This is a genomic window from Erwinia sp. AnSW2-5 (assembly GCF_045107195.1).
Classification (GTDB): domain Bacteria; phylum Pseudomonadota; class Gammaproteobacteria; order Enterobacterales; family Enterobacteriaceae; genus Erwinia.
This window is the reverse complement of sequence record NZ_JBJGXA010000012.1, coordinates 29,910-53,707: the sequence shown is the minus strand read 5'-3', so window position 1 is coordinate 53,707 and position 23,798 is coordinate 29,910. Positions and strand designations below refer to the sequence as shown.

Genomic DNA, 23,798 nt, shown 5'->3' with positions numbered 1-23,798 from the left:
ATACCTGAGTGAAGGGTCGACGGCTGCCGACCCTTATCAGCGGAGATGCGAGCGGGTGATTAACGGGCTTTGGTCAGCGCACGTTTCATATCGATGATCGCCTGATAGTCAGCCACCGTCGCCGGGCCGATATGCTGGGCGCCACCCACGGCTTTGACGAAGCAGCTGTGATGCTCGGTATCCAGCTTTTTGATAGCAGTCACCAGCTTCGCTTTGAAATCAGCAGGCAGTTTATTGCTGACCAGCACCGGGCCGTTCGGGATCAGCGGTGACTGCCAGATGATACGGATTTTTTTCATCAGGTCCGGGTTACCGGCACGGATCATACGGGTGAATGCACCGCTGGTGTAACCGGTGTTGTAATCACCGATCATCGAAGCCCAGGTCACTGCGCCTTCGAACTGGCCGTTCAGCACGCCCAGAACATCCTGCTCGTGGCCACCGGAGAAGGTCACGCTGGAGAAGTGGCCTTTGTATTTGTCATCCACCGAACCGCCAAACTCTTTCTTGAAGCTTTCGTTCGGGATCAGGAAGCCAGAGGTGGAATCCGGATCGGCCATACCGAATGATTTGCCTTTCAGGTCAGCCAGTGTTTTGTACGGGCTGTCGGCTTTCACCACCACGACGGAGTGATAACCGCGTGATTTATCGGCATCATCCACCACAATTCCAACCACATCGACGGCTTTCGGGTCGTTGATGTAGACCGAGGCATACGACGACGGTGACATGCTCAGCACCATATCCACCTTGCCGCCGATCAGGCCCTGGATCACGCCAGAATAGTCAGACGAATTACGCAGTTTGGTATCAACATTCAGCTCTTTGTCGAAGAAGTCTTTCACGCACTGGTTATCACCAATCTGCTGCGTGGCATTCTGACCGCCGAGGATACCTAAATTCAGTTCTTTTGGTGCGTCAGCGGCAGAGACGTTCGCTGCCATCACACTGCCAATTACCGCTGCGAGAATCATTTTTTTCATTGCTGAGTTCCGTGTCCCATAAAAGTGTTATTGCCCATCATTCCTGTGGTGAAACCGTCAGGCGTGGTGAGCATCGTTAAGTTCAGAGTTTTCGTCGCCATACAACACATGCAAAAGATCATCGGTCAGTTCTGACGGATGGCCGTCAAACACAATGCGGCCCTTAGCGACGCCAATGGCACGCGTACAGTATTCTTTCACCAGCTCCACCGAGTGCAGGTTTACCATCACGCTGATGCCGTTTTCACTCACCTGACGCAGCACATCCATAATGCGGCGGGTGTTTTTCGGGTCGAGCGAGGCAACTGGCTCATCGGCCAGCAGGATTTTCGGGTTCTGCATCAGCGCACGGCAGATCGCTACGCGCTGCATCTGTCCACCGGAGAGATTTTCCGCACGCTGCAAGGCCTGAGGCAGCATGTTCAGCCACTCCAGCAGGCCAATGGCGCGGGCGCGGTCGGCATCAGGGAAGATTTTAAAGAAGGATTTCAGCGTCGAGGTCTGGCTCAGGCGGCCCAGCAGGACATTGGTCAGCACATCCAGCCGCGGCACCAGGCAGAAATCCTGGAAGATCATGCCGCATTCGCTGCGCCACTGGCGCATCTGCCGGGTGTTCAGCTCAACAATGTTCTGTTGTTTGCCATTGTCATTAAAGTGAAGGATGGCCCCTTCGCTGGCCGGGATGGTGCCGTTCAGCACGTGCAGCAGCGTTGATTTTCCTGCGCCGCTGCGGCCAATCACGGCCACCAGTTCTCCTGCGTGCAGGTCAAAGTTGATGTCCTGCAATACGCGCGTCTGTGTGCCGTAAGATTTTCCGAGTCCATTAACTGCCAGCACTTTTGCACGACGCTCCACGTGGGGGATCGCCTGCTGCTGGGGGGCAATTTTTAACAGTGCCTGTGCCATGTGTTGTCCATTATCAGGTTGCGCGTTATCCGCTGTGCGCCCTATTAACCACATGTGCGATGAAAGTTTAATGACAAAGGGGTGATGGAAGCGTGACAGGCAGTGACCCGGTGGGTACTCACGCTCAGTGTTTTTAAGATAAAAATATTTGCGTGATCCCTGCATTAACGTAATGGGTTTTCTGCCAGATTGTCACGCCATTATGGTTTTATACTCGGCTTCCTATTCTGGTTCTAAACGTATCGTATAGCGTTATTATTGGTAAGTTCACCAGTAAAATTGTTCACGTCCCTGCCTGCAAGTATTCATGTAAATACTTATAAAGCATTTCTTGACATATAATGAAACTTTCAGCTACCCTTCTTGTTAGCCGCCTAACTAGTTTGAATCACCCAAAGAGATCTTTAACGTGAAGTTGGAAAAAAAATATAGCTCGCTAACCAATATAATAAAAAAGCGAGGAGTGATAGATATCGACGCCGTGAATGCCTGTTTTAAACTTCTTTCCGCCGGGAACAGAATTGACAAGGAATGTGCTCAGCGTTTAGGGCTTCACCAGCTATCTGAAGGTCGTTTTATGGTGCTCGCCTTGCTGTCCGAGTATGAGGTGTTATCACCATTAGAAATAGCCAATTTCAGTGGCGTGACAAAACCCACTATCACATCGTTAATCGCCTCGCTGGAAAGAGAGTGCCTGATAAAAAGAAACAATGTGCCTACCGATGGCCGGAAAATTGAAATATCGTTAACTGGAGAAGGCAGTGACTTAATCAATAAAATATTCGAGGAGCATAGCCACTGGATTGTTAACATAACGAAAAACTTAACAGAGTCAGAGATGAAAACGTTAGTCAGCATCCTGGATAAAATGTTTATGAATACCTCTGACGACTAATTTTTTTGGAAATTAAGGATGATTACATGTACAAGGACAGAAAGCACCAACAACTATCCATACCATTGAATAAAATAGTCAACCCAGATGAAAAGATAAAAATAAAATTTGCCACCACATCTGAAGAGTTTATTGAAGCAATGCAGTTAATACATTGCGCATATGCAAAAAAGGGACTCATTACCAGCGATAAGAGGCAGCCCTACTTCTCACCTCATCTTGTTTTACCGAATAACAGACTTATCATTGCGACCAGAAGTGACTGTATCATTGGTACAATATCGCTAATTGAAGACTCTCCGATTGGCGTACCAATGGATAATATTCATGCAGCTGAAACGGCAGCACTGCGCAAGCAATGCACTAAATTTGCAGAAATAGGCTCATTCGCCATTACTCCAGAATTTCAGCATCACGGAATAAACCTGATACTCTACAAGGCTATTTTTATTTACGTTTGCAAGCATAGAAATATCGAATCAATCCTGATTGCGGTTCACCCAAGAGTGGCAGAGATCTATAAAGTTCTGTTTAAATTTGAGCAGATCGGTGCGATTCAGGAATACTCGACACTCAATAATGCAAAATCGATGCCCTTGAGAATAAACACTCACGATGCGATCGCTGCAATCAATAAGAATAACATTTTCCGTCAACATCGCAGCGATGAATGCATTGAATACCTGCTTGATCGAAACGATGAAATCGAACGTCAACATTATAAAAACAATCACAAAGGAGACCTGAAATACATTCCAATGTGGCAAGAACACCATATAAAAAAATACTTTGACGAATGCAGTATAAAAATTAAAAACCTTCCTGAAAAACAAAGAGTAATTATTAGCTGGTTATATCCAGCACTCAATTAACAAAAGGATTTGTTATGTTACTTCGTCTACTACCTTGCATCGCGAGGGAATTACTCCTGAGCCCAAATTTTATACGGGAACCAGAACCAGAGATGTTGATGGAAGATCGCCTCGGTGCTGCTGCCTATGATTTTGAAGGGAAAGAAGGCGTATTGCCTGGTGTCTATTATTACCAAATAATACAAATGTGTGGCCTGATTAAGGCGGGTGATACAGTAATGGATCTTGGTTGCGGCCCGTGCAATCTGCTTTGCATTCTCGCGCAGCTTAACCCTGAAAGTCAGTTTATTGGTGTGGACTTATCTGACGAGATGCTCGATATAGCGAGAAAAAATATAAAAGAAAAAAGAATCAGTAACATCACACTAATAAAAAATGATATAACCGACATCAAATCTGTTGCAAGTGGAAGTATAGATATAGCTATCTCGTCAATGGCCATCCATCATTTGCCAGACATTGACTCACTCAGAACATTATTTAAAGAGATAGAACGAATATTAACACCCGAAAAACGTGTTTATCTCTACGATTTTGGAAAAACCAAAAGAACAGAAACAATCGATTTCTTTCTGAGTACGGTCACAAATGATTTCGTGAGAGAAGATTACCGTAATTCCTTAAAAGCGGCATTCTCCCTGAATGATTTCAGAACCCTGACGCAACAGTATCTGGGTAAAAAGGCGCAGGTCTTCTCTACACGCATTGTCCCCATTATTGTCGTGATCAAAAGTCGATCACATGAGCTTACGGATGAACAAAAATGGCGACTTCGGACAATGATTGAAGCACTTAATGCTCAACAAAGAAACGATTTTAATATGCTTAAACTGTTTCTGCGCATGAGCGGAATGCGGAGTCTATTATGACAGAATTCATTGAGCAAACCAGGATGGCGCTCAGGACTGTCCTGCCAGAACATTGCATACTGACTGACAGGCATGAAACTGCGCCGTTTACTGTTGATACCTCATCTACTGTACAAAAAATAATTCTGGTGCTGCGCCCGGAAAATAAGGATCAGGTGCAGCAACTCGTCATTCTGGCAAACAGCATCAACTTACCGCTTTATCCCGTCAGCACAGGAAACAACTGGGGATATGGCACCAGTCAGCCGCCAAAACCAGATTGCGCGCTGGTGCTTTTAGATCAGCTAAAGGGAATAGATCTTGATGAAGAACTCAGCTTATTAACCGTTGAACCTGGCGTCACACAGGCTGATTTATATGACTATTTTCGCTCGCGCAACCTTGATTATATGGTGCCAACAACCGGTGCCGGCCCAAACTGCAGTATTGTTGGTAATGCGCTTGAGCGAGGATACGGCATCACTCCTGTAGCCGACCATTTTGCAGCAGTGACAGGGTTGGAAGCTGTCATGCCTGATGGTGAGATCTATCGTTCTCCTTTAATAGCATGCAATGTTTCTCCCTTATTGAAATGGGGAGTGGGTCCCTATCTGGATGGTATGTTTAGCCAGGGAAATATTGGGATAGTCACATCGGTCACACTTGTCGTTGAAAATAGACCTGAATCGATACAGATGCTCATCGCCAGGGTTAAATATGAACGACTGCCTCAGGCGATAACATCCATTCGTGTTTTATTAGCCAAAGCAAGAGGAAATATCGGTGGGATAAACGTCATGAATTCTGAGCGTGTCGCCATTATGAGTGAGACTGGCAGCCAGGATTCAACCAGTAAGAAGAGACGTCATCGTGAATCAGACTGGCTGATCATCGGCACCATTTACGGAACGAAACATCATGCCAGAGCCACGCGGAATTTAATTAAAAAAGAGCTTTCCGCTTTTAGTGAAAAGACATTCTTTATCTCGCCACAAAAAGCCGATTTAATACGAAAAATATCCTCAATCATCCCTGGTAAATTTCGAAAAATCAAAAAAAACATGTGTAGCCTATCTCATGTTTTGGGGTTATTCACAGGAATACCGTCTGATATCTCACTGCAACTGGCTTACTATAATCACCGTCACCAGGAGAAATGCGGCAACGTGAATCCTGCCAGAGATAACTGCGGGTTGCTATGGTATTCACCGCTTGTTCCGATGAAAGCTTTAGATTTTGAAATATACATCGATTTTATCTATTCCATTTGCAAAAAACATAACATTGAACCGGCGATTACACTCACGTCGTTGTCGAAGAATGCCTTCGATAGCACGCTACCTCTGATTTTCACCCCCGGCACATCAGAGGAATCAAGCGCCTATGATTGCTACCGTGAGTTGCTTCATACGGGCAAACAGTTAGGTTTTGTGCCTTATCGGCTACATTCTGCCTTTATGGACGCTCATTTTTCCAGAGACACTGTTCATGCCCGTTTCGCCAGGAAGATTAAGAACACCATCGATCCCAACAATATTATGTCCCCAGGCAGGTATGAATAATGGAGCGATTAGAAAGCTTAAATAGTGGCCTTGTTCCGACAACAAACTTAAATGAATGTATAAAGTTAGATCAGGATAAATTATTCAAGGCAGTTATTGGCCCTCTGTGCAGTGAAAGTCTGCTGAACGTTATGTTGAAGTCTATAGCAGACAACCATTCGTCCGGTATCTTGCCCCGCATGAAGATAACAGGGAGTGTACTGGCTGAGACGTTTAGTGAAACCCACTCGCTTAAAAGCGTCTATACGGCATTATCCCAGCATGTTTCTGATACGGCCAGAGGCTGGGCATGTTTTATCCTCCCTCACTGGTTGCCAGAACTTTCTTTGCCGGAATTACTGACCCGAATCAAGCCGCACGCAAAAGATGCGCATTTTGGTGTAAGAGAATGGGCCTGGCTGGCTGTTCGGGGAAAGCTGGAATTAGATCTGGCCTATTCAATTGAGCTTCTCTCTCACTGGGCAGTTGACCCGGAGCCATTTATTCGTCGTTTCGCCGTCGAATGCCTCCGGCCACGCGGGGTCTGGTGCAAACATATCGGCAGATTAAAAGAGCAACCGGCAATAGCACTCCCTTTGCTTGAACTAATGAAAAATGAACCTGAAATCTATGTTCAGGATTCTGTTGCCAACTGGTTAAACGATGCCAGTAAATCCCAACCTCAGTGGGTTTCTGGTGTATGTGAAAAGTGGTTAATGGAAAGTGATTCGAAATCAACACAGCGGATCGTCAAACGGGCATTACGCTCAATCAACAAGTGTAAATAAGGAAAAGTGATTATGAAACTGCAAGAAAAATTACAGCATATACAGCATGGTATGGCTCAACAAATGCCAGAGAACATTTTAACAGCATTCTCTCAGTCACTTGGGGAGCTGATGGAGCAGGATTTAGAGGCACGCGCACTCAACGTTGGCGATATTGCACCTGATTTTACATTACCGTCTTCTGACGGCAAATCAGTCTCACTCTATGAGGTGCTCAGGAACCATAATGTCATTCTCAGCTTTTTCCGTGGCAACTGGTGTCCGTTTTGTATGGCCGAACTGAGCCACTATCAGGATGCCATAAACAAAAAGACCGTTGAGAGTGCTAAAATTATTGCTATTTCCCCACAGCGCGTTGAATTTAACTCTGCGGCAACGAAAGAAAATGGACTTAACTTTAACGTTCTGTCTGATCAAGGAAATAAAATCGCAAAACAGTATGGTTTAGTGTTCACACTACAAGAAAGCATGCGTGATACTTACAAAAAACTCGGTGCAGATCTTGAAATGTTTAATGGTGATACTACCTATCAGTTACCCATCCCAGCCACATTCATTATAGGGAAAGATAAAAAAATCACATTCGCCTCCGTAAACACCAACTATATGGAACGAACGGATATTTGTGACATAACTGCCAAACTGTAATTAACGCAAGGTTAATTCATACTGCTCTGCTTATTACTGAAGGGATTCATATGGACAAGAACAAACTCGTTATCATTGGCAATGGAATCGTCGGGAATCTGGCTGCTTTATACCTTTCCCAAAAACTGCCTGAACTGGAAATAACCATCATTGGCAAAAGCGATCAACGCCGGGCAATTGTTGGCGAATCTACGGTTGAATTGTCTACTCACTTCTTCGAAGGGCTTGGATTGGGAAAGATTCTCGAAGATAAGCATTATCACAAGTATGGATTAACCTATTATTTTAAGGTAAACAATGACCCGGATGATACCCGCTACGTCGTGCATGAAGCACCAGGTGTTATTCGTATGCCCGCCTATAATTTAAATCGATTCACCTTCGATAAGGATTTACGTGAAACAAATTCAAGAAGAAATATAAAAGTCATAGAAGGCGTTGTTAATGACGTATTATTAAAGACGCCAGAGCAACACCGACATATTCTTAGCGTAAAGATGACCAATGGTGAGATGACCTCACCAGAGGCAGATTGGTTTATAGACTGTTCTGGAACACGACGTTTTCTGGTTAAGAAACTCGGTTTAGAAAAATCACCTCCGTACCAAAGAAGCAGCTTCTGGTTCCGTTTAAAGAAATTTGACAGAGATATTTTTGATAAAATAAATGTGATTAAAAAAGAGCATCACTGTTATGACCCCTACTATGTGACTCATCATTTTTACGGTAAAGGCTATTGGATCTGGATGATACCGATGCGCAGCCCCGACGGTGAAACCATGATGAGTATCGGTTATACCTATCGGCCAGAACTGGGAAGCGAGATTGTCAAAAATTATGACGACTTTATTTCTGCGGTTGGTCAAGACCATCCCACTATCGTAGAGTTAGTAGAAAGTGGGGAAATACATAGATTACCGGGAAATCTACCCGATATTACCGGTTATCGAGACTATATGTATGAATCCAAAAAATACTATTCAAAAGACGGCTGGTTTATTATCGGCGATGCGGCATTCCTGTTCGATCCGATCAACAGCCTGGGGCTTTCTTATGTATCTCATATGATTTGTCAGGTTGCTGCAATAATCAGCAAGGATCGAACTCATAGCCTGACAGATTCATACATAAAATGCCACGAACAACATATTCAATCTATCCTGTCACTGCATGACTCCTGGGGGAAATGGTACGAATTTATGCATGACCCGGTAAAAATGTCGTGGACATTGCTGATGAATAATATGTCTTATTTTAACGTCCTGCTACCCGCTTTTATCAATGGTGGTTTTCTTGACGGTCGTCATATTAACGTTTTTTCCGAACTATTTAAAAGGCAACCTGTTGAAATGCACCAGGCTGCCTATCCTTTCCCAAAACTGTTAGACATCTTGTCTGAACAGGTTGATGAAATCGATCTGTTCAGTACGCCAAATCTTTACGCTAAGAATATTCCTTTCGAGCTTTATCGGGCTGATGAAAAATTACGCAAAAAATTACTGGTCCGTTACTTTTTCAAGTTAATCATGCTGAGAACATCCTTAATAAGGCGCATAAAATGGAAACTAAATAAACACCATATGAACGTTTTATTTTCAGCATTGGGGGATAATCTGACAGATATGTTAAGGATGGTGTCCGTCCGTCTTTTTTCTCATGACATGGTTAAATATCATAAATCTGGCAGCCCGGATGCGACGCCTTTTGGTCAGGACGGTGAGTTTATGAAATTTATTAAAAAAATCGATTAATCAGGTAACGCAATGATAAAAGAGTGTATGAAAATGAGCGCGATAGAGATATCGCGTCTTATTATCGAACGAAAAATCTCGGTACACGAAGTCGTTTCCAGCCATATTGAACAAGCCCAACTCGTCAACGGAAATATCAATGCAATCGTCGGTCAGCGTTATGAAGAAGCATTAGAGCAGGCTAAAAAACTTGACCGTTCAGGCGCTGTAAAACATGACAAACCGCTGTTCGGCGTTCCCTTTACGGTAAAAGAAAGTATCGCCGTTCACGGGCTTCCCAACACTTACGGTTCTTACTCCCGGCGAAACGACATTGCTGACAAACATGCCACGACGGTTGAGCGCCTGTTAAAAGCAGGCGCCATCCTTATTGGTCAAACAAATCTGTCTGAATTAGCTTTATGGCCGGAATGCGATAATGTTATATATGGCAAAACATCAAATCCGCATAATATACAGTATACATCGGGTGGCAGCAGCGGTGGAGATGCCGCAATAGTAAGCGCTGGAGGTGTTCCTTTTGCACTCGGAACTGATGGTGGTGGCTCCATTAGAATTCCTGCTGCACATTGCGGTGTTTTTGGCCATAAACCCTCCAGTAAATTTGTACCCATGACGGGACATTTTCCACTTGACCGTTATTTCGGCCAGCGCCCATCAGCACAGTTCATTTCACGTTTTTTTGCCATGGGACCGATATGCAGAAAAGCAGAGGACTTGTTGCCATTATTAAAAGTAATAAGCGGGCCTGATAATATAGATAAAAACATCACCAGAAATTTTAACGAACATCAGTATATTGACTCGCTAAAGGGACTCAAAATATACCTTCCACAAGGCCGGTTATACCCGTTTCTGAAACCAGTCGAAAAAAATATCACCAGGCACATCAATTTCATCGCCTCTGTGTTAGAGAAGGAAGGGGCTGAAATCATCCCCATAAAGCTCCCTTTCCTTTCAGATGCCTGCGATTTATGGTTCGACATCATTTCAACCGCTAAGGACATCACGTTAAATTCTGTTGTAAACCTAAACCACTCTTTACTCTCAGAAGCCTTTCACAGGGCATCCGGTAAAAAAAACATCATGCTCAGCACATGGTTTTTGCTCTTTATGGAAAAAATAGCCATCTCAAACAGGAAAAATTACCTCCATTTCTTGTATTGTAAAAACAAAATAAGTGCGCAGTTAAATCAGCATCTTGATCATAAAAGCGTACTTTTATTGGCTACATACCCATCTACGGCCATTAAACACAGTCGAAGCTTCTTCTCGCCATTTGATTTTTTATACAGTGCGATATTTAATGTTCTGGAGCTACCTGCAACAAGTGTTCCCGTTTCAATGTCAAAAGACAACCTTCCTGTATCTATTCAACTGGCAGCAGCTCATGGGTGCGATCATATACCGATAACGCTAGCCTGCTATTTAGAAAAAACATTAGAGGTTGGAAATCATCTTATTTAATATTAATGGATTACTATTATGAACTCAGAAAACTTAACCTCATTAGGGTCTCATGCGGAGCATGTTATCTTTTTTATACTCATTCAAATTATCACCATTCTGGCATTTTCTAAAGCCGTGAGTGTTCTGGCAAGAAAATTATTAGGGCAAACTAACGTTGCGGGAGAAATACTTGCCGGTATATTGCTTGGACCGAGTTTTTTAGCTTCATTATTTCCCGGGGTTTTTAGCATTATTTTTACCAGTGATACCTCTATCGCTTTTATCGGGCTTTCTCAAATAGGCCTCATTTTCCTGATGTTCCAGATTGGAATGGAGTTCGACTTTTCACGCCAGTTGAAAGGTGAGAAGAAGGCATTTTTACTCATTAGTGCCGCTGGTATTATCGTCCCATTTATCATAGGATTTTTCACTGCCAACTATTTTTGGTCGCTATTACCAGACCCCAAACCTGACCTGTTAGGGTTTAAACTGTTTTTTGCCGTTGCTATGTCGATCACTGCGATTCCAATTTTGGGTAGAATTTTTATGGAGCTTAACTATTCGGGCACCAGAATAGCCACCCTTATTATTAGTGCTGCGGCGATTGACGATGTTATCGGCTGGTTATTATTGGGCACCATCACCGCATTAGTGACGTCAAGCTTTAATGGTTTTATCGTCATTCAAAACATTTCATTGCTGCTGTTATTTAGCCTTGCCGTCTTTTTTATCGGCAGTCGCCTGATATCCCCTTATATTAACTTGCAACTAAAGCTGAGTGGCAGAATTAATTCAACCACCATTTTTTATGTCATATCAGGTCTTCTTTGCAGCGCAATTATAACCAGCCTGTTAGGCGTATATGCGATTCTCGGCGGCTTTATTTTTGGCTTAAGCTTACATAAAAACAGAGGTTTTGTTCATGCATGGAACACCACCATCGGGCGTTTTGTGAATGTGTTTTTCCTGCCACTATTTTTTGCTTATACCGGATTAAAAACCAATGTTGGTTTACTTTCGTCACCGTCGGATATTTTGTTATGTTTAATAATATTGTTACTTTCATTCGTTGGTAAATTTGGTGGTACTTATCTCGCCAGCCGATTTGTGGGTGAAACACATAGAAACTCGCTGATTATTGGCTTTTCCATGAATACGCGAGCCTTAATGGAGTTGATTGTTCTCAATGTGGGCTACGACCTGGGCCTGCTACCACAAAAAATATTCACCATGCTGGTTATCATGGCGGTTATCAGTACCTTCATGATTACACCTATTCTCAAGGTACTGTTGCGAAATAAAGACGATAAATCGCAGGTGGTGCAACTTCCCTCATAGTTCGGGAAGGCCACCGCCCTCACCCTCTGCGGGTCCCTATCGCGCTCAATGCCGTTCGGATACCTGGTGAGCATATTCCTGCGGTAGGGCGGTGGCAGTTAACGACTACGCTGCGCTAATAGCGCTGAAAAATCTGCCAGCGTGCGGCTCAGCTCGCCATCATTACTCAGCGTTACGCAGCCCTCCGCTACCGGCTCTGCCGCACGCTGCAACCGCTGCGCAATCGCCGCTTCATCCTCGCGGCCGCGCTGGCGCAGGCGCCCGGCGAGGGTCTCCGCCGATACCTGCAAACACACCGGCAACAGTTGCTCACCGTAACGCTGACGCGCCGCCGCCAGATGCAGCCGTGAACCGTTCACCACGACGTCCAGCCCGTTAGCCAGCCACTGATCGATCTCAATGCCCAGCCCGTAGTAAAACTGGTGCGCCTGCCAGTTGAGGGCAAACAGACCGTATTCACGCCGCCTGCGGAATTCATGCTCGCTGAGGGCAACATGGTTTTCGCCCCCGGCGCTGGCGCTGCGGGTGATATAGCGATGCGCCACAATCACCCGCTCCGGTGCGCATTCGCGCAGCGCCAGTAGCAGGCTGTCTTTGCCTGAGCCGGAAGGGCCCATCAGCCAGATCAGCCGCCCCATCAGAACACCTTCCTGCCCTGCGCCCAGACCGACGAAACATAGACCTGCTCGCGGTGCGCCCGCACCAGCACCAGATCGGCGCGTTTGCCTTCATCAATCACACCGCGATCGTCCAGACCAATCGAACGGGCCGGGTTGCGCGTCACTAACGCGATGGCCGCAGGCAGCGTCATGCTGTTACGCTCATCGGCGGCAAGGCGGAATGCCGCATCCAGCAGGCTGGCGGGATAGTAATCCGACGAGAGAATATCCAGCAGGCCCCGCTGTGCCAGCTCGCTGGCCGCCACGTTACCGGAGTGCGAACCGCCGCGCACAATATTCGGCGCGCCCATCAGTATCTGTAAGCCCATTTCCCGTGAAGCGCATGCGGCCTCTTCGGTGGTCGGGAACTCAGCGATAACGCTGCCGACCCCTTTCGATTCCACCACATGTTCATAGGTGGCGTCATCGTGGCTGGCCAGCGGAATATGATACTGACGGCACCAGGCGGAGATCGCTTCACGGTTCGGCGTTGACCAGCGGGCCGCCAGGCGCAGCTGATCGGCCTCGTACTCATCAAGCTGCTGGTCGCTAAGCTGATATTTGCCGCCAAAATAGGTGCGCCACGCCGCCATCGAGACATACTGGCGCTGACCCGGTGAGTGATCCATCAGGGATACCAGCGACAGCGCCGGGTTACACATCAGCTGTTCAAACAGCGGCAGCGTCGAGTTATGGGGCAGCTCGCAGCGCAGATGCAGACGATGCTCGGCACGGTTCAGGCCGTGCTTCTGCGCATGGCGAATGGCATCGATCATCTTGTTCAGATTCTCCATGCGGTGGCCGCCATCGCGCACATCGCCCACGCCAATCGCATCCAGCACCGTGGTAATGCCGCTGGCGACAATCAGCGCATCATGGCTGCTCATGGCGGAGTGCGCAGGCCAGTCCACCTTCGGGCGCGGGGTAAAGAACTTGTCCAGATTATCGGTATGCAGCTCGACCATGCCGGGCATCAGCCAGCCACCCTCGCCGTCAATCGCCGCCGGTAGCTGGCTTTGCGTGTCCGAGAAGGCGCGGATCACGCCATTTTCACAGGCCAGCGATCCCTCGACCACTTCATTTTCGAGGATCAGTTTGACGTTATTGATGATCATTCAGCGTGCTCCAGAGCAACAGGTTGCATCACATGCAGACGGTCTGCGATGCGATCGCGCACCGCGTTATCATGAAAAATGCCCACAATGGCCGCACCGCGCTGGCGCGCTTCTTCAATCAGCGCCACCACGGCAGCACTGTTGGCCGTATCGAGAGAGGCGGTTGGCTCATCCAGTAGCAGGATCGGCGAGTCGGCAATAAAGCCGCGCGCAATATTGACGCGCTGCTGCTCACCGCCGGAAAACGTCGACGGTGCCAGCGCCCACAGCCGCGACGGTACGTTAAGGCGACCCAGCAGCGCTTTGGCGCGCTCTTCGCTTTCGGTGCGTGGTACACCGCGTTCCAGCAGCGGCTGCATCACCACCTCAAGCGTGGAAATACGCGGGATGACGCGCAGAAACTGGCTGACCCAGCCAATGGTGTCGCGGCGAATGCTGAGGATCTGGCGCGCCGGGGCGCTGACGAGGTCAACCCACTGCTGCTGATGATCCACCCAGATATGCCCGCTGTCCGGCAGATAGTTGGCATACAGCGAACGCAGCAACGTGGATTTCCCGCTGCCCGAATGACCGTGCAGCACCACGCACTCCCCGGCGGCCACCTGCAAGGAGGCGTTACGCAACACCGCCAGTTCTGCCCCCTGCTGGTTATGCATCACAAAGGTTTTTGACAGATTGTCGACACGCAGTTTCAGGTTCATTTTTATTCCCGTAGGGGTGTTTAAACAATGGAGGAGACCAGCAGCTGGGTATACGGATGATGCGGATCGTCCAGCACCCGGTCGGTCAGGCCACTCTCCACCACTTTCCCCTCTTTCATCACCAGCAAGCGGTGAGCCAGCAGACGCGCCACGCCGAGATCGTGGGTGACAATCACCACCGCCAGATTCAGATCGCGTACCAGGCTGCGCAGCAGATCGAGCAATCGGGCCTGTACCGACACGTCCAGCCCGCCGGTGGGTTCATCCATAAACACCAGCGTCGGATGTGTCACCAGATTGCGGGCGATTTGCAGACGCTGCTGCATGCCGCCGGAGAAGGTGCCCGGCAGATCGTCAATGCGCGACAGCGGGATCTCCACATCCTGCAACCACTTCCCGGCGGTTGCGCGGATCTGGCCGTAGTTGCGCTGCCCGACGGCCATCAGGCGTTCGCCGATGTTGCCCCCGGCAGAGACCTGCGCCCGCAGGCCATCCATCGGGTACTGATGCACCACGCCCCATTCGGTGCGCAGCAGGCGGCGGCGTTCGCTTTCACTCAGGGCATAGAGATCCTGACCCTGATAAATAATCTCGCCGTGCTGCGGTGCCAGCCGGGCAGAAATCGACTTCAGCAGCGTGGTCTTACCGGAACCGGATTCTCCGACAATCCCCAGCACTTCACCCGGATAGAGTTCAAACGACACGTCACTGAACCCTTTCCCCGGTGCGTAAAGATGCGTTAACTGATTGACCGCCAGCAGCGGTGTTTCGCGCGTCATGATGGATTCTCTTGTTGCTGATGGCAGTAGTCGGTATCGGAGCAGACAAACAGGCGCGTGCCCTGGTCGTCCAGCACCACTTCATCCAGATAGCTGTCGCGTGATCCGCACAGCGCGCAGGGTTCATCCCACTGCTGCACGGTAAAAGGATGATCGTCAAAATCGAGGCTTTCCACTTTGGTATAGGGCGGCAGCGCATAAATACGCTTCTCGCGTCCGGCACCAAACAGCTGAAGCGCAGGCATCATGTCCATCTTCGGGTTGTCGAATTTCGGGATCGGTGACGGGTCCATCACGTAGCGGTCGTTGACCTTGACCGGATAGGCGTAGGTGGTGGCGATATGCCCGTAACGGGCGATATCTTCATACAGTTTGACCTGCATGATGCCGTACTCTTCCAGCGCGTGCATGGTGCGGGTTTCGGTTTCACGCGGCTCGATAAAGCGCAGCGGTTCCGGGATCGGCACCTGATAAATCAGGATCTGATCTTCCGTCAGCGGCGTTTCAGGAATGCGGTGACGCGTCTGGATCAGCGTGGCGTCAACGGTGCGTTCCGTGGTGGCCGCGCCGCTGACGCGCTGGAAGAAGCGACGGATAGAGACGGCGTTGGTGGTATCGTCCGCCCCCTGGTCGATCACTTTCAGCACGTCATGCTCGCCAATCACGCTGGCGGTGAGCTGAATACCGCCGGTGCCCCATCCGTAAGGCATCGGCATCTCGCGCCCGCCAAACGGCACCTGATAACCGGGGATCGCCACCGCCTTGAGAATGGCGCGGCGGATGGTGCGTTTACTCTGTTCGTCCAGATAACCGGGGTTATAACCGCTTAGTTCAGTCACGCTGCTTCTCCTGGTATTCCGCCCGCAGGCGTTTCAGCAGTTCCAGTTCGGCCTGGAAATCGACGTAATGCGGCAGCTTCAGGTGAGAGACAAATCCCGCCGCCTCCACGTTATCCGCATGCGACAGCACAAACTCTTCGTCCTGCGCCGGGCTGGTAATACGTTCATCGTGTTCGTCGGTTTGCAGGGCGCGGTCCACCAGCGCCATCGCCATCGCTTTACGTTCCGCACGGCCAAACACCAGCCCGTAACCGCGGGTAAAGTGCGGCGCACTGTCGGCCGGAGTGGTAAAGCCGTTAACCATTTCGCACTCGGTCAGCATCACTTCGCCAATCTCCAGCGCAAAACCCAGCTCTTCAGGGACGATCTCGACGGTCACCGACCCGGTACGAATTTCCCCGGCAAACGGGTGGGTGCGCCCGTAGCCGCGCTGCGTGGAGTAGCCCAGCGCCAGCAGAAACCCTTCGTCACCGCGCACCAGCTGTTGCAGACGCGCCGAACGCGGCATCGGATAAGACGGCGCATCGCGGGTGATATCCAGCGGCTCGCTGCCATCGTCTTCTTCGCGCAGCGCCAGCCCTTCCCGCGTCATCAGGTCAAACATATGCGGGCATTCTGCCGCCAGCGGCTGTTCCGCACGCGGCGTGACGGGCGCTTTGCCTTCGGCCAGCAGGGTAAAATCCAGCAGGCGGTGGGTGTAATCATAGGTTGGTCCCAGCAGTTGCCCGCCGGGCAGATCTTTGTACACCGCCGAGATACGGCGTTCGACGCGCATCGCGCCGCTATCCAGCGGCAGGCTATCGGCCAGTCGTGGCAGCGTGGTGCGGTAGGCGCGCAGCAGAAAAATCGCTTCCACCAGGTCGCCACTGGCCTGCTTAATCGCCAGCGCGGCCAGCTCGCGGTCGTGAATTCCCCCTTCGGTCATCACGCGGTCGACGGCCAGGCCCAGCTGCTGATCAATCTGCGTGCAGGTCAGTTCCGGCTGGTCATCCGCGCCACGGCGCAGGCTTTCCTGAAGCTGATGGGCGGCGGCTATCGCCTTCTCGCCCCCTTTCACCGCGACATACATCAGCAGACCTCCACGTCAGTACTGCGCGGCAGCGCCATCATGTTTTCACCGCAGGTGAAGATCAGGTCGATGCCCTGCGGGAAGCGGTGGCTGCGATCGCGCAGGTAGCTCAGCACGCTTTCCGGCAGCTGTGGGGCAATGGCGCGACGCTCCTGCAAGCCCGGGCCGCGCAGGCGCAGCGTCAGGCCGCCGCTCAGGGCCGGTACGTCAATAATCAGCGTGCTGCTTTTTTCCGGTGACACATTGTCGCCGGGGGAGAAACGGTCAATGCTGGTGCCGGATTTGGCATGCAGCAGGGCAAACGGGGCATCGGTGCTGTCGGTGATCGGTGCGCCGGTGTGGAAACGCAGGTTGCTGAGCAGGGCATCATCGCGCAGCGCATCGTCGATCCACAGCGGCGTTTCGCGATCCACCAGCGTCATCATCACGGCGGTAGCGGCACAGGAGGCGTTGCCCCAGGCTGGCAGCTTCGGCAGCGACACCATCACGCCAGGCTCGCTCATCGCTTTAAGAATACGGCGGAAGGCGCGCTGGGCATCAGCAACGGGATGGCTAAAACTGGCCAGTAAGGTCATGCGTTATCTCCGCGAACGAGGGTAAAGAAGTCGACCCGGCTGCTGGCCACTTCGCGCGAACGCAGCGCCAGCTGCTCTGCACGCAGGGCCGCCAGCGGGGCGATAATCTGCTGATATAAATGCTGTGAGCTGTCACCCTGCAACAGGGCATCCAGCAGCGCACAGCGTTCGGCGTGGGCTTTGTCACGCCCGAGAATGTAGCTGTAACCACAGCGTCCGTTTGCCAGGCGCACCACGGCGCGCGTCACGGTGGTATCCCCGAGAATAAAGCGGCGACCGGTGCCGCCCATCCGCGCCTGCAAACGGGTCAGCCCGGTTTCCGCCGGGCGCAGCAGCTGGTAGTCGGTGGGGAGATCGGCGGGGCAATGCGCCAGCAGCTGCTGCGGCTGGCTGTGAGCCAGCACGGAGAGCCAGTGCTGACGTGCCTTATGTGCTTCCATTTAGTGCTCCAGCGTCAGTTCAATCATATCGGCACGCGTCAGGCTGACGGAGTATTCCGCCATCCGGCCGTTGTCGGTACAGGTATTCAGGGTGCGTACGCACAGCAGCGGCGCATGCAGGGAAACTTCAAGCAGACCGCTCTCTTTCGCCTGCGCACGGCGGGCGGTAATGCGTGTCTGCTTACGCGTCAGCCCGGCGGTCAGCTGCTGACGGATAAAATCGTGCAGTGAGCCATTGCTGAACTGCTGCAAGTGCGGCCACCACGTCAGGTTGGGCAGATAATGGTTGATCACGCAGACCGGCACGCCGTTAACCCGGCGCAGGGTGCGCAGATGAATCACCGTGTCGCCTTCGTTGCAGGCCAGTGCGGCCGCCACTTCGGCATTGCACGGGCGCAACACCGCCAGCAGTCGCTCACTGGTGGGATGGCTCCCCTGCTCCATCAGGTTCTGACTGAAGCGGGCCTGGGCATGAAGCGGATAGTTATACGGCCGCATCAGCACCAGGATACCCACGCCCTGACGGCGCTGCACCAGCCCTTTATCCACCAGCTCATCCACCGCACGGCGCAGGGTGTGACGGTTAACGGCATAGTGCGCCGCCAGCTGTTTCTCGGAGGGCAGATACTCACCACAGCGGTAACGGCTGCGCAGTTCGTCTTCCAGCTGCGCGGCAATGGCCTGATATAAAGTGGTCGGATGTCTGGATAAGTTGAGCATAAAAAAAATCTCCACAGAACAAAGCCGGTTAGCGGGACAATTTGCATTAAGGTTCCTGCTCCTGATGGCAGTTACATTGACCGGATTTTGTGACAGTGCGGTTAACGCCAGATGAAGGTTTTTAAAAAGTGCGGAGAGTGTGTCAGGATAAGCGACGTCAGAGTCAGCCAAAGGGAAACAGCATGGATAACGACAGCGAGATCGTGCAGGCCGGGGCCGTATTGAGCCAGCGGCTGGCTGAGCTGGGCGAGGTGGATTTTTTGTATCTGCGCCAGAATAAGCGCGCCCCGGCAGAGGCGCTGGTGCTCTCCAGCCATTCTGATGAGTGGATCGCCGACTATCGCGATCGTCGCCGCTATCTGAACGATCCGGTGGCGCTGGCCGCCCGGCAGCGTATCTCCCCCTTTAACTGGCAGGATTGCACGCGCCCCAATGTCGGGCTGTGCGAGGCAGGCAGCCACTGCCAGCGGGTGAAGGGGTTTACCTTTGCGGTACACGATGAGCAGCAGCAGATGTCACTGCTGAGTGTGATACGCCGCGACGACAATCTGACGTTTTCCCAGGATGTGATTGCCCGGCTGGCGGATTTGCAGATGCTGTTGATCCTGCTGCATGAAAAAACCCACCTGCGGCCTGAAAACAGCCCGGCGCTGTCGCCGCGTGAGCAGGAGGTGTTGCTGTGGAGCAGTCGGGGTAAAACCTACGGGGAGATCGCCATTATCCTCGGTATTCAGCTCAGCACCGTGAAGTTTCATATTGCCAATGCCACGCGCAAGCTGGGCGTCAGCAATGGGAAGCATGCGATTCGCCGGGCGCTCGAAATGAACTATCTGCCCTCCCCCCTGTACTAAAGGCTAGCTGGACGCAGCGGCCTCAGGCTCTACACTCATCTTCACTTCTCTTTTTTCAGGAAACGTTATGTCGTCGTCTCCCTCCCGTCTTCCCGCTGCCGTTTATACGCTCGGCTTTGGTGTTTTTGCGCTGGTAACCAGTGAGTTTCAGGTTGCCGCGCTGATGAATATTATGACCACCGATCTGCATATCAGCCTGCCGATGACTGGCTATCTGATCACCGTGTATGCGCTGGCGATGGCGATTGGCGGCCCGCTGCTCGCCCTGCTGTTGCTGAAACACCCGCCGCGCCGCAGCCTGTTGATCCTGCTGACGCTGTTTATTGCCAGTCAGGCGCTGGGTGCAATGGCGGGCAGCTATCTGCCGCTGGTGATTGCACGCATTCTGACCGGGGCCGTCGCCGGAGCTTATATTGGCTGTGCGGTCAGTACCGGCGTGAAGCTGGTGCCGGAGCAGCAGATCCCGGCGGCCATTACCGTGGTGCTGGGTGGGCTGATGATCGGCACGGTGATTGGCCTGCCGCTGGCCAGCTTTATCGGTAACCTGGCGGGCTGGCGCATCAGCTTCTGGTCGGTGGTGGTGATTACGCTGCTGGCACTGTGGCTGACGCATAAAACGCTGCCCTCCTCGCTGGCCCCGGATGATATCAATCTGAAAGAGGAGCTGCGGGCGCTGAAAAACCCAACGCTGTGGCGGGCTTACTCCACCAGCCTGCTGATTATTGGCGCGACTTTTGCGGGCTTCAGCTACTTTACGCCGATCCTGAGCGCACAAACCGGCTTCAGCAGCGGTCAGGTCACCGGATTGCTGCTGGTGTATGGCATGGCAACGGTGCTGGGAAATGCGGTGGTGGGTCGCCTGGCCGGGCGTTATGCGTTGCCGGTGATTGCCTGTGGTTTACTGGCGCTGGTGGGCTTTTTTGCGCTGTTTGCCAGTTTTATTCAGCTGCCGTCGGTGGCGATAGCCTGCGTTGTTGGCGTGGGCCTGTTCGGGGTGACGATGAACCCGGCGATGGTGACGCGCGTGATGAGTGCAGCAGGCAATCGCCAGTTGGTGAATACGCTGCATACCTCGATGGTGACGTTCGGGCTGATGCTGGGGTCGTTGCTGGGTGGGCTGAGTATTGAGTATGGTTTCGGTCTGAGCGCCCCGCTGTGGATCGGTGCCGGGATGGCACTGTGCGGCCTGTTAACGCTGCTGCCGGATGTGAAAACCCCGCAGCCTGAAGTGTGCAGCGAGTGATGTTTTGTTGGGGCGAGCTGTGGTGCAACCCCCTGGCACGGGCCGATCGGAAAAGATGATCAACCCTACAGAATGCGGACACCTGACATGTAGGGGCTGACCTTCTGTTTCGGTCAGCCCGTTTACACGTTATCTCCCTTGTGCAGCGAAAATTTACGCGCCGTCTCTGAAATTCAACAGCCCTGTTTTACCTGCAAATCGCTTGCGTCTACGCTGGCGGTTTAAAGGAGGAATATCATGCTGAAACGGAAATCACTGCGCCTCGCTCATTACAATTACCACCATCCCGCAGCGTATTTCGTTACGCTGGTCACCCACCGCCGCCGCCACTATTTCGGTGCAATCACGGCGGGCATTTTTTATCCCAACCCGATAGCCAGCACCGTATTACGCTGCTGGCAGGAACTGGCAGACAGGTTCAGTTCTGTCCAGGTCGGTGAACTTGTCGTTATGCCCAACCATCTGCACGGGATCCTCTGGATAACCCAGGGGGATGGCCCGGCGCTGAGCACGCTTGTCGCCCTGTTTAAAGGCAGCCTGAGTAAACAGGTTCGCACGCCCTGCCCGCTGTGGCAGCGCGGATATTATGACCGGGTGATCCGCGATAGTACGGAGTTGAGTAACGTCCGGGCTTATATTCGCGATAACCCGTTAAAGTGGGAGTTGGACAGGTTGAACCGTTCCGGGTAGCGGTGTTGATTTTGTCAGTCGGTGAGTTGGGTGCAAACCCCTGGCACGGGTCGATCGGAAAAGATGATCGACCCCTACGGGATGTGGTGCAAATTATTGATATGGTAGATGTTACATAGGGGCTGACCCTCTTTTTCGGTCAGCCCGTTTGTCAGCTCGCCGGTTTTGCCTGCTCGGCGGTGAGGGCCGCAATCCGGGTGATCACCCGCACTGCCTGCTCCATATTATCCAGCGAGGCAAACTCATGCCTGCCGTGATAGTTATAGCCACCGGTAAACAGATTCGGACAAGGTAATCCCATAAACGACAGCTGCGCACCGTCCGTGCCGCCACGAATCGGTTTCACATGTGGGGTGATGTCGCAATCGCGCATCGCCTGAAGGGCCAGTTCGATGCTTTGCGGGCAAGCCTCAACCTGTTCACGCATATTGTAGTAGCTGTCTTCCACCACCAGCTCAATCGCCGTTGGGGCAGGCAGCGTTTTCTCTAAACGCCGGGCGATCTCTGCCAGTAACTGTTTACGCTCGTCAAAGCCGTTGCGGGCAAAATCGCGCACGATATAGTGCAACTCGGCGCGATCCACACTGCCTTTGATGCCATGCAGGTGGTAAAAACCTTCGTAACCGGACGTTTTTTCCGGTACCTGGTCTTCCGGCACTTCGCGGTGGAAACGCATCGCCACATCCAGCGCATTGACCATCACGCCTTTTGCCGTTCCCGGATGGACGTTATTGCCGGTGATTTTTACGGTGACCGAGGCCGCGTTGAAGTTTTCGTATTCAAACTCCCCCATGCCTCCGCCATCGACGGTATATGCCCAGTCGGCAGCAAAGGCGGCGACATCAAAGTGCTGGATACCCCGGCCAATTTCTTCATCCGGCGTAAAGGCAACGCGCACTTCGCCATGCGCCACTTCACCCGAGGTCAGATGCGCGAGTGCCGTCATGATCTCGGCAATACCGGCTTTATCGTCCGCGCCCAGCAGCGTTTTACCGTCGGTGGTGATCAGCGTGTGTCCGGTCAGCTCATGCAGTACCGGAAACATCACCGGCGACAAAATTTCATCGCCAATACCGAGAGCAATATCACCACCGCGATAATTCTCAATCACCTGCGGGTTAACATTTTTTGCGGTGAAATCCGGGGACGTGTCCATATGGGAAATGAAACCGATGACCGGCGTCGGCCAGTTTACGTTTGACGGCAGCGTGGCCATCACAATACCGCGTGGGCTGCAGCCAACATCGCTCAGCCCCAGCGCACGTAACTCATCGCACAATCTTTGCGCCAGGCGGAGTTGTCCTTCAGTACTGGGAACCTGACGAACGTTACCTTTAGATTGCGTATCAAAAGACACATAGTTTAAGAAGCGATCAAGTAAGTTATTCATCTGTCTTCCCTTTGGATGCCAGTGCTTATTATGGATAGCGGAACAATGTTAAATATTGTTTCAGGTCAGTTTAGTGCGTTGGCGCGAGATTAACGTGGCGGATAATGGATGAGATCATGAAAACGCACCGGTTTCGTGCCCGCATTGCGGTAAGCATGGGCACAGTCAGCCTGAAAACGCACCCCTTCCCCCGCAGCAAGACGCTGCCACTGCCCCTCAACCTGCAACTCCAGCTCGCCCTCAATCACAATTACATGTTCGATCACGCCGCGTTCATGGGCGGCGGAGGCACTGGATGCCCCGGCGGCCAGCTCAATCACCAGCATTTCAAAATTCAGTGCAGCATCGAAAGGAAACAGCGGAAACACCTGCATAGCGCTGTCAAAGGCAGAGTAGCCCTGCTGCTGCCGTCGTGGTGTTGCACTGTCAACGGCGGGCGGTTCAATAAAAACAGAGAACGGCAGGTTAAAACCGGTAGCAATTTTCCACAGCGTCGCCACCGTCGGGCTGGATTCGGCGCGCTCGATTTGCCCGAGCATCGCTTTGCTCACGCCCGTCGCCTCTGCGGCCTGAGTCAGGCTCCAGCCACGTGCGCTGCGCTGAGTTTTCAGGGTGTGTGCCAGATGGTGTTGCAGACTGTCCACGTTGTGATCTCCTTTAAGCATCAAACGAGTATAACGCCTTGTGCGCTATAACGCACGGTGCTAC

25 protein-coding genes are annotated in these 23,798 nt (G+C 51.5%); 12 read left to right on the top strand and 13 right to left on the bottom strand.

Translation table 11 applies throughout. The features are described 5' to 3' along the window. Window positions 1-59: 59 nt before the first annotated feature. The gene (gene phnD, locus ACFL9S_RS11410) at window positions 60-983 is read right to left on the bottom strand and encodes a phosphonate ABC transporter substrate-binding protein (RefSeq protein ID WP_133842968.1); all 924 of its coding nucleotides are present in this window, start codon (window positions 981-983) and stop codon (window positions 60-62) included. A 57-nt stretch (window positions 984-1,040) separates the two neighbouring features. Further along, window positions 1,041-1,889: a phosphonate ABC transporter ATP-binding protein gene (gene phnC / locus ACFL9S_RS11405; RefSeq protein ID WP_405262013.1), complete on the bottom strand. Its 849-nt coding sequence runs from the start codon at window positions 1,887-1,889 to the stop codon at window positions 1,041-1,043. A gap of 409 nt (window positions 1,890-2,298) precedes the next feature. Between phnC and ACFL9S_RS11400 the strand changes: the two genes are divergently transcribed. The 9 genes from ACFL9S_RS11400 (at window position 2,299) to ACFL9S_RS11360 (ending at window position 12,019) form a co-directional block, all read left to right on the top strand. Continuing rightward, the gene (locus ACFL9S_RS11400) at window positions 2,299-2,784 is read left to right on the top strand and encodes a MarR family winged helix-turn-helix transcriptional regulator (protein WP_405262012.1); all 486 of its coding nucleotides are present in this window, start codon (window positions 2,299-2,301) and stop codon (window positions 2,782-2,784) included. Window positions 2,785-2,810: 26 nt separating this feature from the next. Beyond that, window positions 2,811-3,656, top strand: coding sequence for a GNAT family N-acetyltransferase (locus ACFL9S_RS11395; RefSeq protein WP_405262011.1), 846 nt, complete (start codon window positions 2,811-2,813; stop codon window positions 3,654-3,656). A gap of 92 nt (window positions 3,657-3,748) precedes the next feature. Further along, window positions 3,749-4,525: a class I SAM-dependent methyltransferase gene (locus ACFL9S_RS11390; RefSeq protein ID WP_405262010.1), complete on the top strand. Its 777-nt coding sequence runs from the start codon at window positions 3,749-3,751 to the stop codon at window positions 4,523-4,525. Then, complete coding sequence (locus ACFL9S_RS11385) at window positions 4,522-6,066, top strand: FAD-binding oxidoreductase (RefSeq protein ID WP_405262009.1); 1,545 nt, start codon at window positions 4,522-4,524, stop codon at window positions 6,064-6,066. The genes ACFL9S_RS11390 and ACFL9S_RS11385 overlap by 4 nt, the downstream gene beginning before the upstream one ends. Continuing rightward, on the top strand, window positions 6,066-6,833 hold the full coding sequence (locus ACFL9S_RS11380) for a DNA alkylation repair protein (protein WP_405262008.1): 768 nt from the start codon (window positions 6,066-6,068) through the stop codon (window positions 6,831-6,833). Before ACFL9S_RS11385 ends, ACFL9S_RS11380 begins: the two co-directional genes overlap by 1 nt. A 12-nt stretch (window positions 6,834-6,845) precedes the next feature. Next, window positions 6,846-7,481: a peroxiredoxin-like family protein gene (locus tag ACFL9S_RS11375; protein WP_405262007.1), complete on the top strand. Its 636-nt coding sequence runs from the start codon at window positions 6,846-6,848 to the stop codon at window positions 7,479-7,481. A gap of 50 nt (window positions 7,482-7,531) precedes the next feature. After that, complete coding sequence (locus ACFL9S_RS11370; protein WP_405262006.1) at window positions 7,532-9,232, top strand: tryptophan 7-halogenase; 1,701 nt, start codon at window positions 7,532-7,534, stop codon at window positions 9,230-9,232. Window positions 9,233-9,259: 27 nt separating this feature from the next. Beyond that, window positions 9,260-10,699, top strand: a complete 1,440-nt coding sequence (locus ACFL9S_RS11365) for an amidase (protein WP_405262005.1) — start codon at window positions 9,260-9,262, stop codon at window positions 10,697-10,699. 18 nt (window positions 10,700-10,717) lie between these two features. Beyond that, complete coding sequence (locus tag ACFL9S_RS11360; protein WP_405262004.1) at window positions 10,718-12,019, top strand: cation:proton antiporter; 1,302 nt, start codon at window positions 10,718-10,720, stop codon at window positions 12,017-12,019. A 98-nt stretch (window positions 12,020-12,117) separates the two neighbouring features. Here ACFL9S_RS11360 and phnN read toward each other — a convergent pair whose 3' ends face one another. From phnN to phnF, 9 genes are read right to left on the bottom strand one after another with little or no spacing between them, the layout of a single operon-like run. Continuing rightward, window positions 12,118-12,657 (bottom strand): ribose 1,5-bisphosphokinase, encoded by a 540-nt coding sequence (gene phnN / locus ACFL9S_RS11355; RefSeq protein WP_405262003.1) that lies wholly within the window; start codon window positions 12,655-12,657, stop codon window positions 12,118-12,120. Next, complete coding sequence (phnM, locus tag ACFL9S_RS11350; protein WP_405262002.1) at window positions 12,657-13,793, bottom strand: alpha-D-ribose 1-methylphosphonate 5-triphosphate diphosphatase; 1,137 nt, start codon at window positions 13,791-13,793, stop codon at window positions 12,657-12,659. Before phnM ends, phnN begins: the two co-directional genes overlap by 1 nt. Then, window positions 13,790-14,494 carry a phosphonate C-P lyase system protein PhnL gene (gene phnL / locus ACFL9S_RS11345; protein WP_405262001.1) on the bottom strand — a complete coding sequence of 235 codons (705 nt, stop codon included), beginning with the start codon at window positions 14,492-14,494 and terminating at the stop codon, window positions 13,790-13,792. Before phnL ends, phnM begins: the two co-directional genes overlap by 4 nt. Window positions 14,495-14,514: 20 nt before the next feature. After that, window positions 14,515-15,273, bottom strand: a complete 759-nt coding sequence (phnK, locus tag ACFL9S_RS11340) for a phosphonate C-P lyase system protein PhnK (RefSeq protein WP_405262000.1) — start codon at window positions 15,271-15,273, stop codon at window positions 14,515-14,517. Next, window positions 15,270-16,112, bottom strand: coding sequence for an alpha-D-ribose 1-methylphosphonate 5-phosphate C-P-lyase PhnJ (locus tag ACFL9S_RS11335; protein WP_405261998.1), 843 nt, complete (start codon window positions 16,110-16,112; stop codon window positions 15,270-15,272). The genes phnK and ACFL9S_RS11335 overlap by 4 nt, the downstream gene beginning before the upstream one ends. Beyond that, complete coding sequence (locus ACFL9S_RS11330) at window positions 16,105-17,181, bottom strand: carbon-phosphorus lyase complex subunit PhnI (RefSeq protein WP_405261997.1); 1,077 nt, start codon at window positions 17,179-17,181, stop codon at window positions 16,105-16,107. Before ACFL9S_RS11330 ends, ACFL9S_RS11335 begins: the two co-directional genes overlap by 8 nt. Then, window positions 17,181-17,756: a phosphonate C-P lyase system protein PhnH gene (gene phnH, locus ACFL9S_RS11325; protein ID WP_405261996.1), complete on the bottom strand. Its 576-nt coding sequence runs from the start codon at window positions 17,754-17,756 to the stop codon at window positions 17,181-17,183. The genes ACFL9S_RS11330 and phnH overlap by 1 nt, the downstream gene beginning before the upstream one ends. Next, a complete protein-coding gene (phnG, locus tag ACFL9S_RS11320; RefSeq protein WP_405261995.1) occupies window positions 17,753-18,196 on the bottom strand; it encodes a phosphonate C-P lyase system protein PhnG in 444 nt (147 codons plus the stop codon). The genes phnH and phnG overlap by 4 nt, the downstream gene beginning before the upstream one ends. Further along, window positions 18,197-18,916: a phosphonate metabolism transcriptional regulator PhnF gene (phnF, locus tag ACFL9S_RS11315; protein ID WP_405261994.1), complete on the bottom strand. Its 720-nt coding sequence runs from the start codon at window positions 18,914-18,916 to the stop codon at window positions 18,197-18,199. It abuts the gene before it with no gap. Between the two features lie 182 nt (window positions 18,917-19,098). Between phnF and ACFL9S_RS11310 the strand changes: the two genes are divergently transcribed. The 3 genes from ACFL9S_RS11310 to ACFL9S_RS11300 all read left to right on the top strand — a co-directional run bounded on the left by ACFL9S_RS11310 (window position 19,099) and on the right by ACFL9S_RS11300 (window position 21,700). Further along, window positions 19,099-19,767 carry an autoinducer binding domain-containing protein gene (locus tag ACFL9S_RS11310; protein WP_405261993.1) on the top strand — a complete coding sequence of 223 codons (669 nt, stop codon included), beginning with the start codon at window positions 19,099-19,101 and terminating at the stop codon, window positions 19,765-19,767. 67 nt (window positions 19,768-19,834) lie between these two features. Next, window positions 19,835-21,010, top strand: coding sequence for an MFS transporter (locus ACFL9S_RS11305; protein WP_405261992.1), 1,176 nt, complete (start codon window positions 19,835-19,837; stop codon window positions 21,008-21,010). Between the two features lie 237 nt (window positions 21,011-21,247). Next, a complete protein-coding gene (locus ACFL9S_RS11300) occupies window positions 21,248-21,700 on the top strand; it encodes a transposase (protein ID WP_405261991.1) in 453 nt (150 codons plus the stop codon). Window positions 21,701-21,851: 151 nt separating this feature from the next. On the opposite strand, the gene pepT is transcribed toward ACFL9S_RS11300, so the two are convergent. Continuing rightward, a complete protein-coding gene (gene pepT, locus ACFL9S_RS11295) occupies window positions 21,852-23,090 on the bottom strand; it encodes a peptidase T (protein ID WP_405261990.1) in 1,239 nt (412 codons plus the stop codon). Window positions 23,091-23,179: 89 nt separating this feature from the next. After that, the gene (locus ACFL9S_RS11290; RefSeq protein ID WP_405261989.1) at window positions 23,180-23,734 is read right to left on the bottom strand and encodes a helix-turn-helix domain-containing protein; all 555 of its coding nucleotides are present in this window, start codon (window positions 23,732-23,734) and stop codon (window positions 23,180-23,182) included. Between the last annotated feature and the right edge of the window lie 64 nt (window positions 23,735-23,798).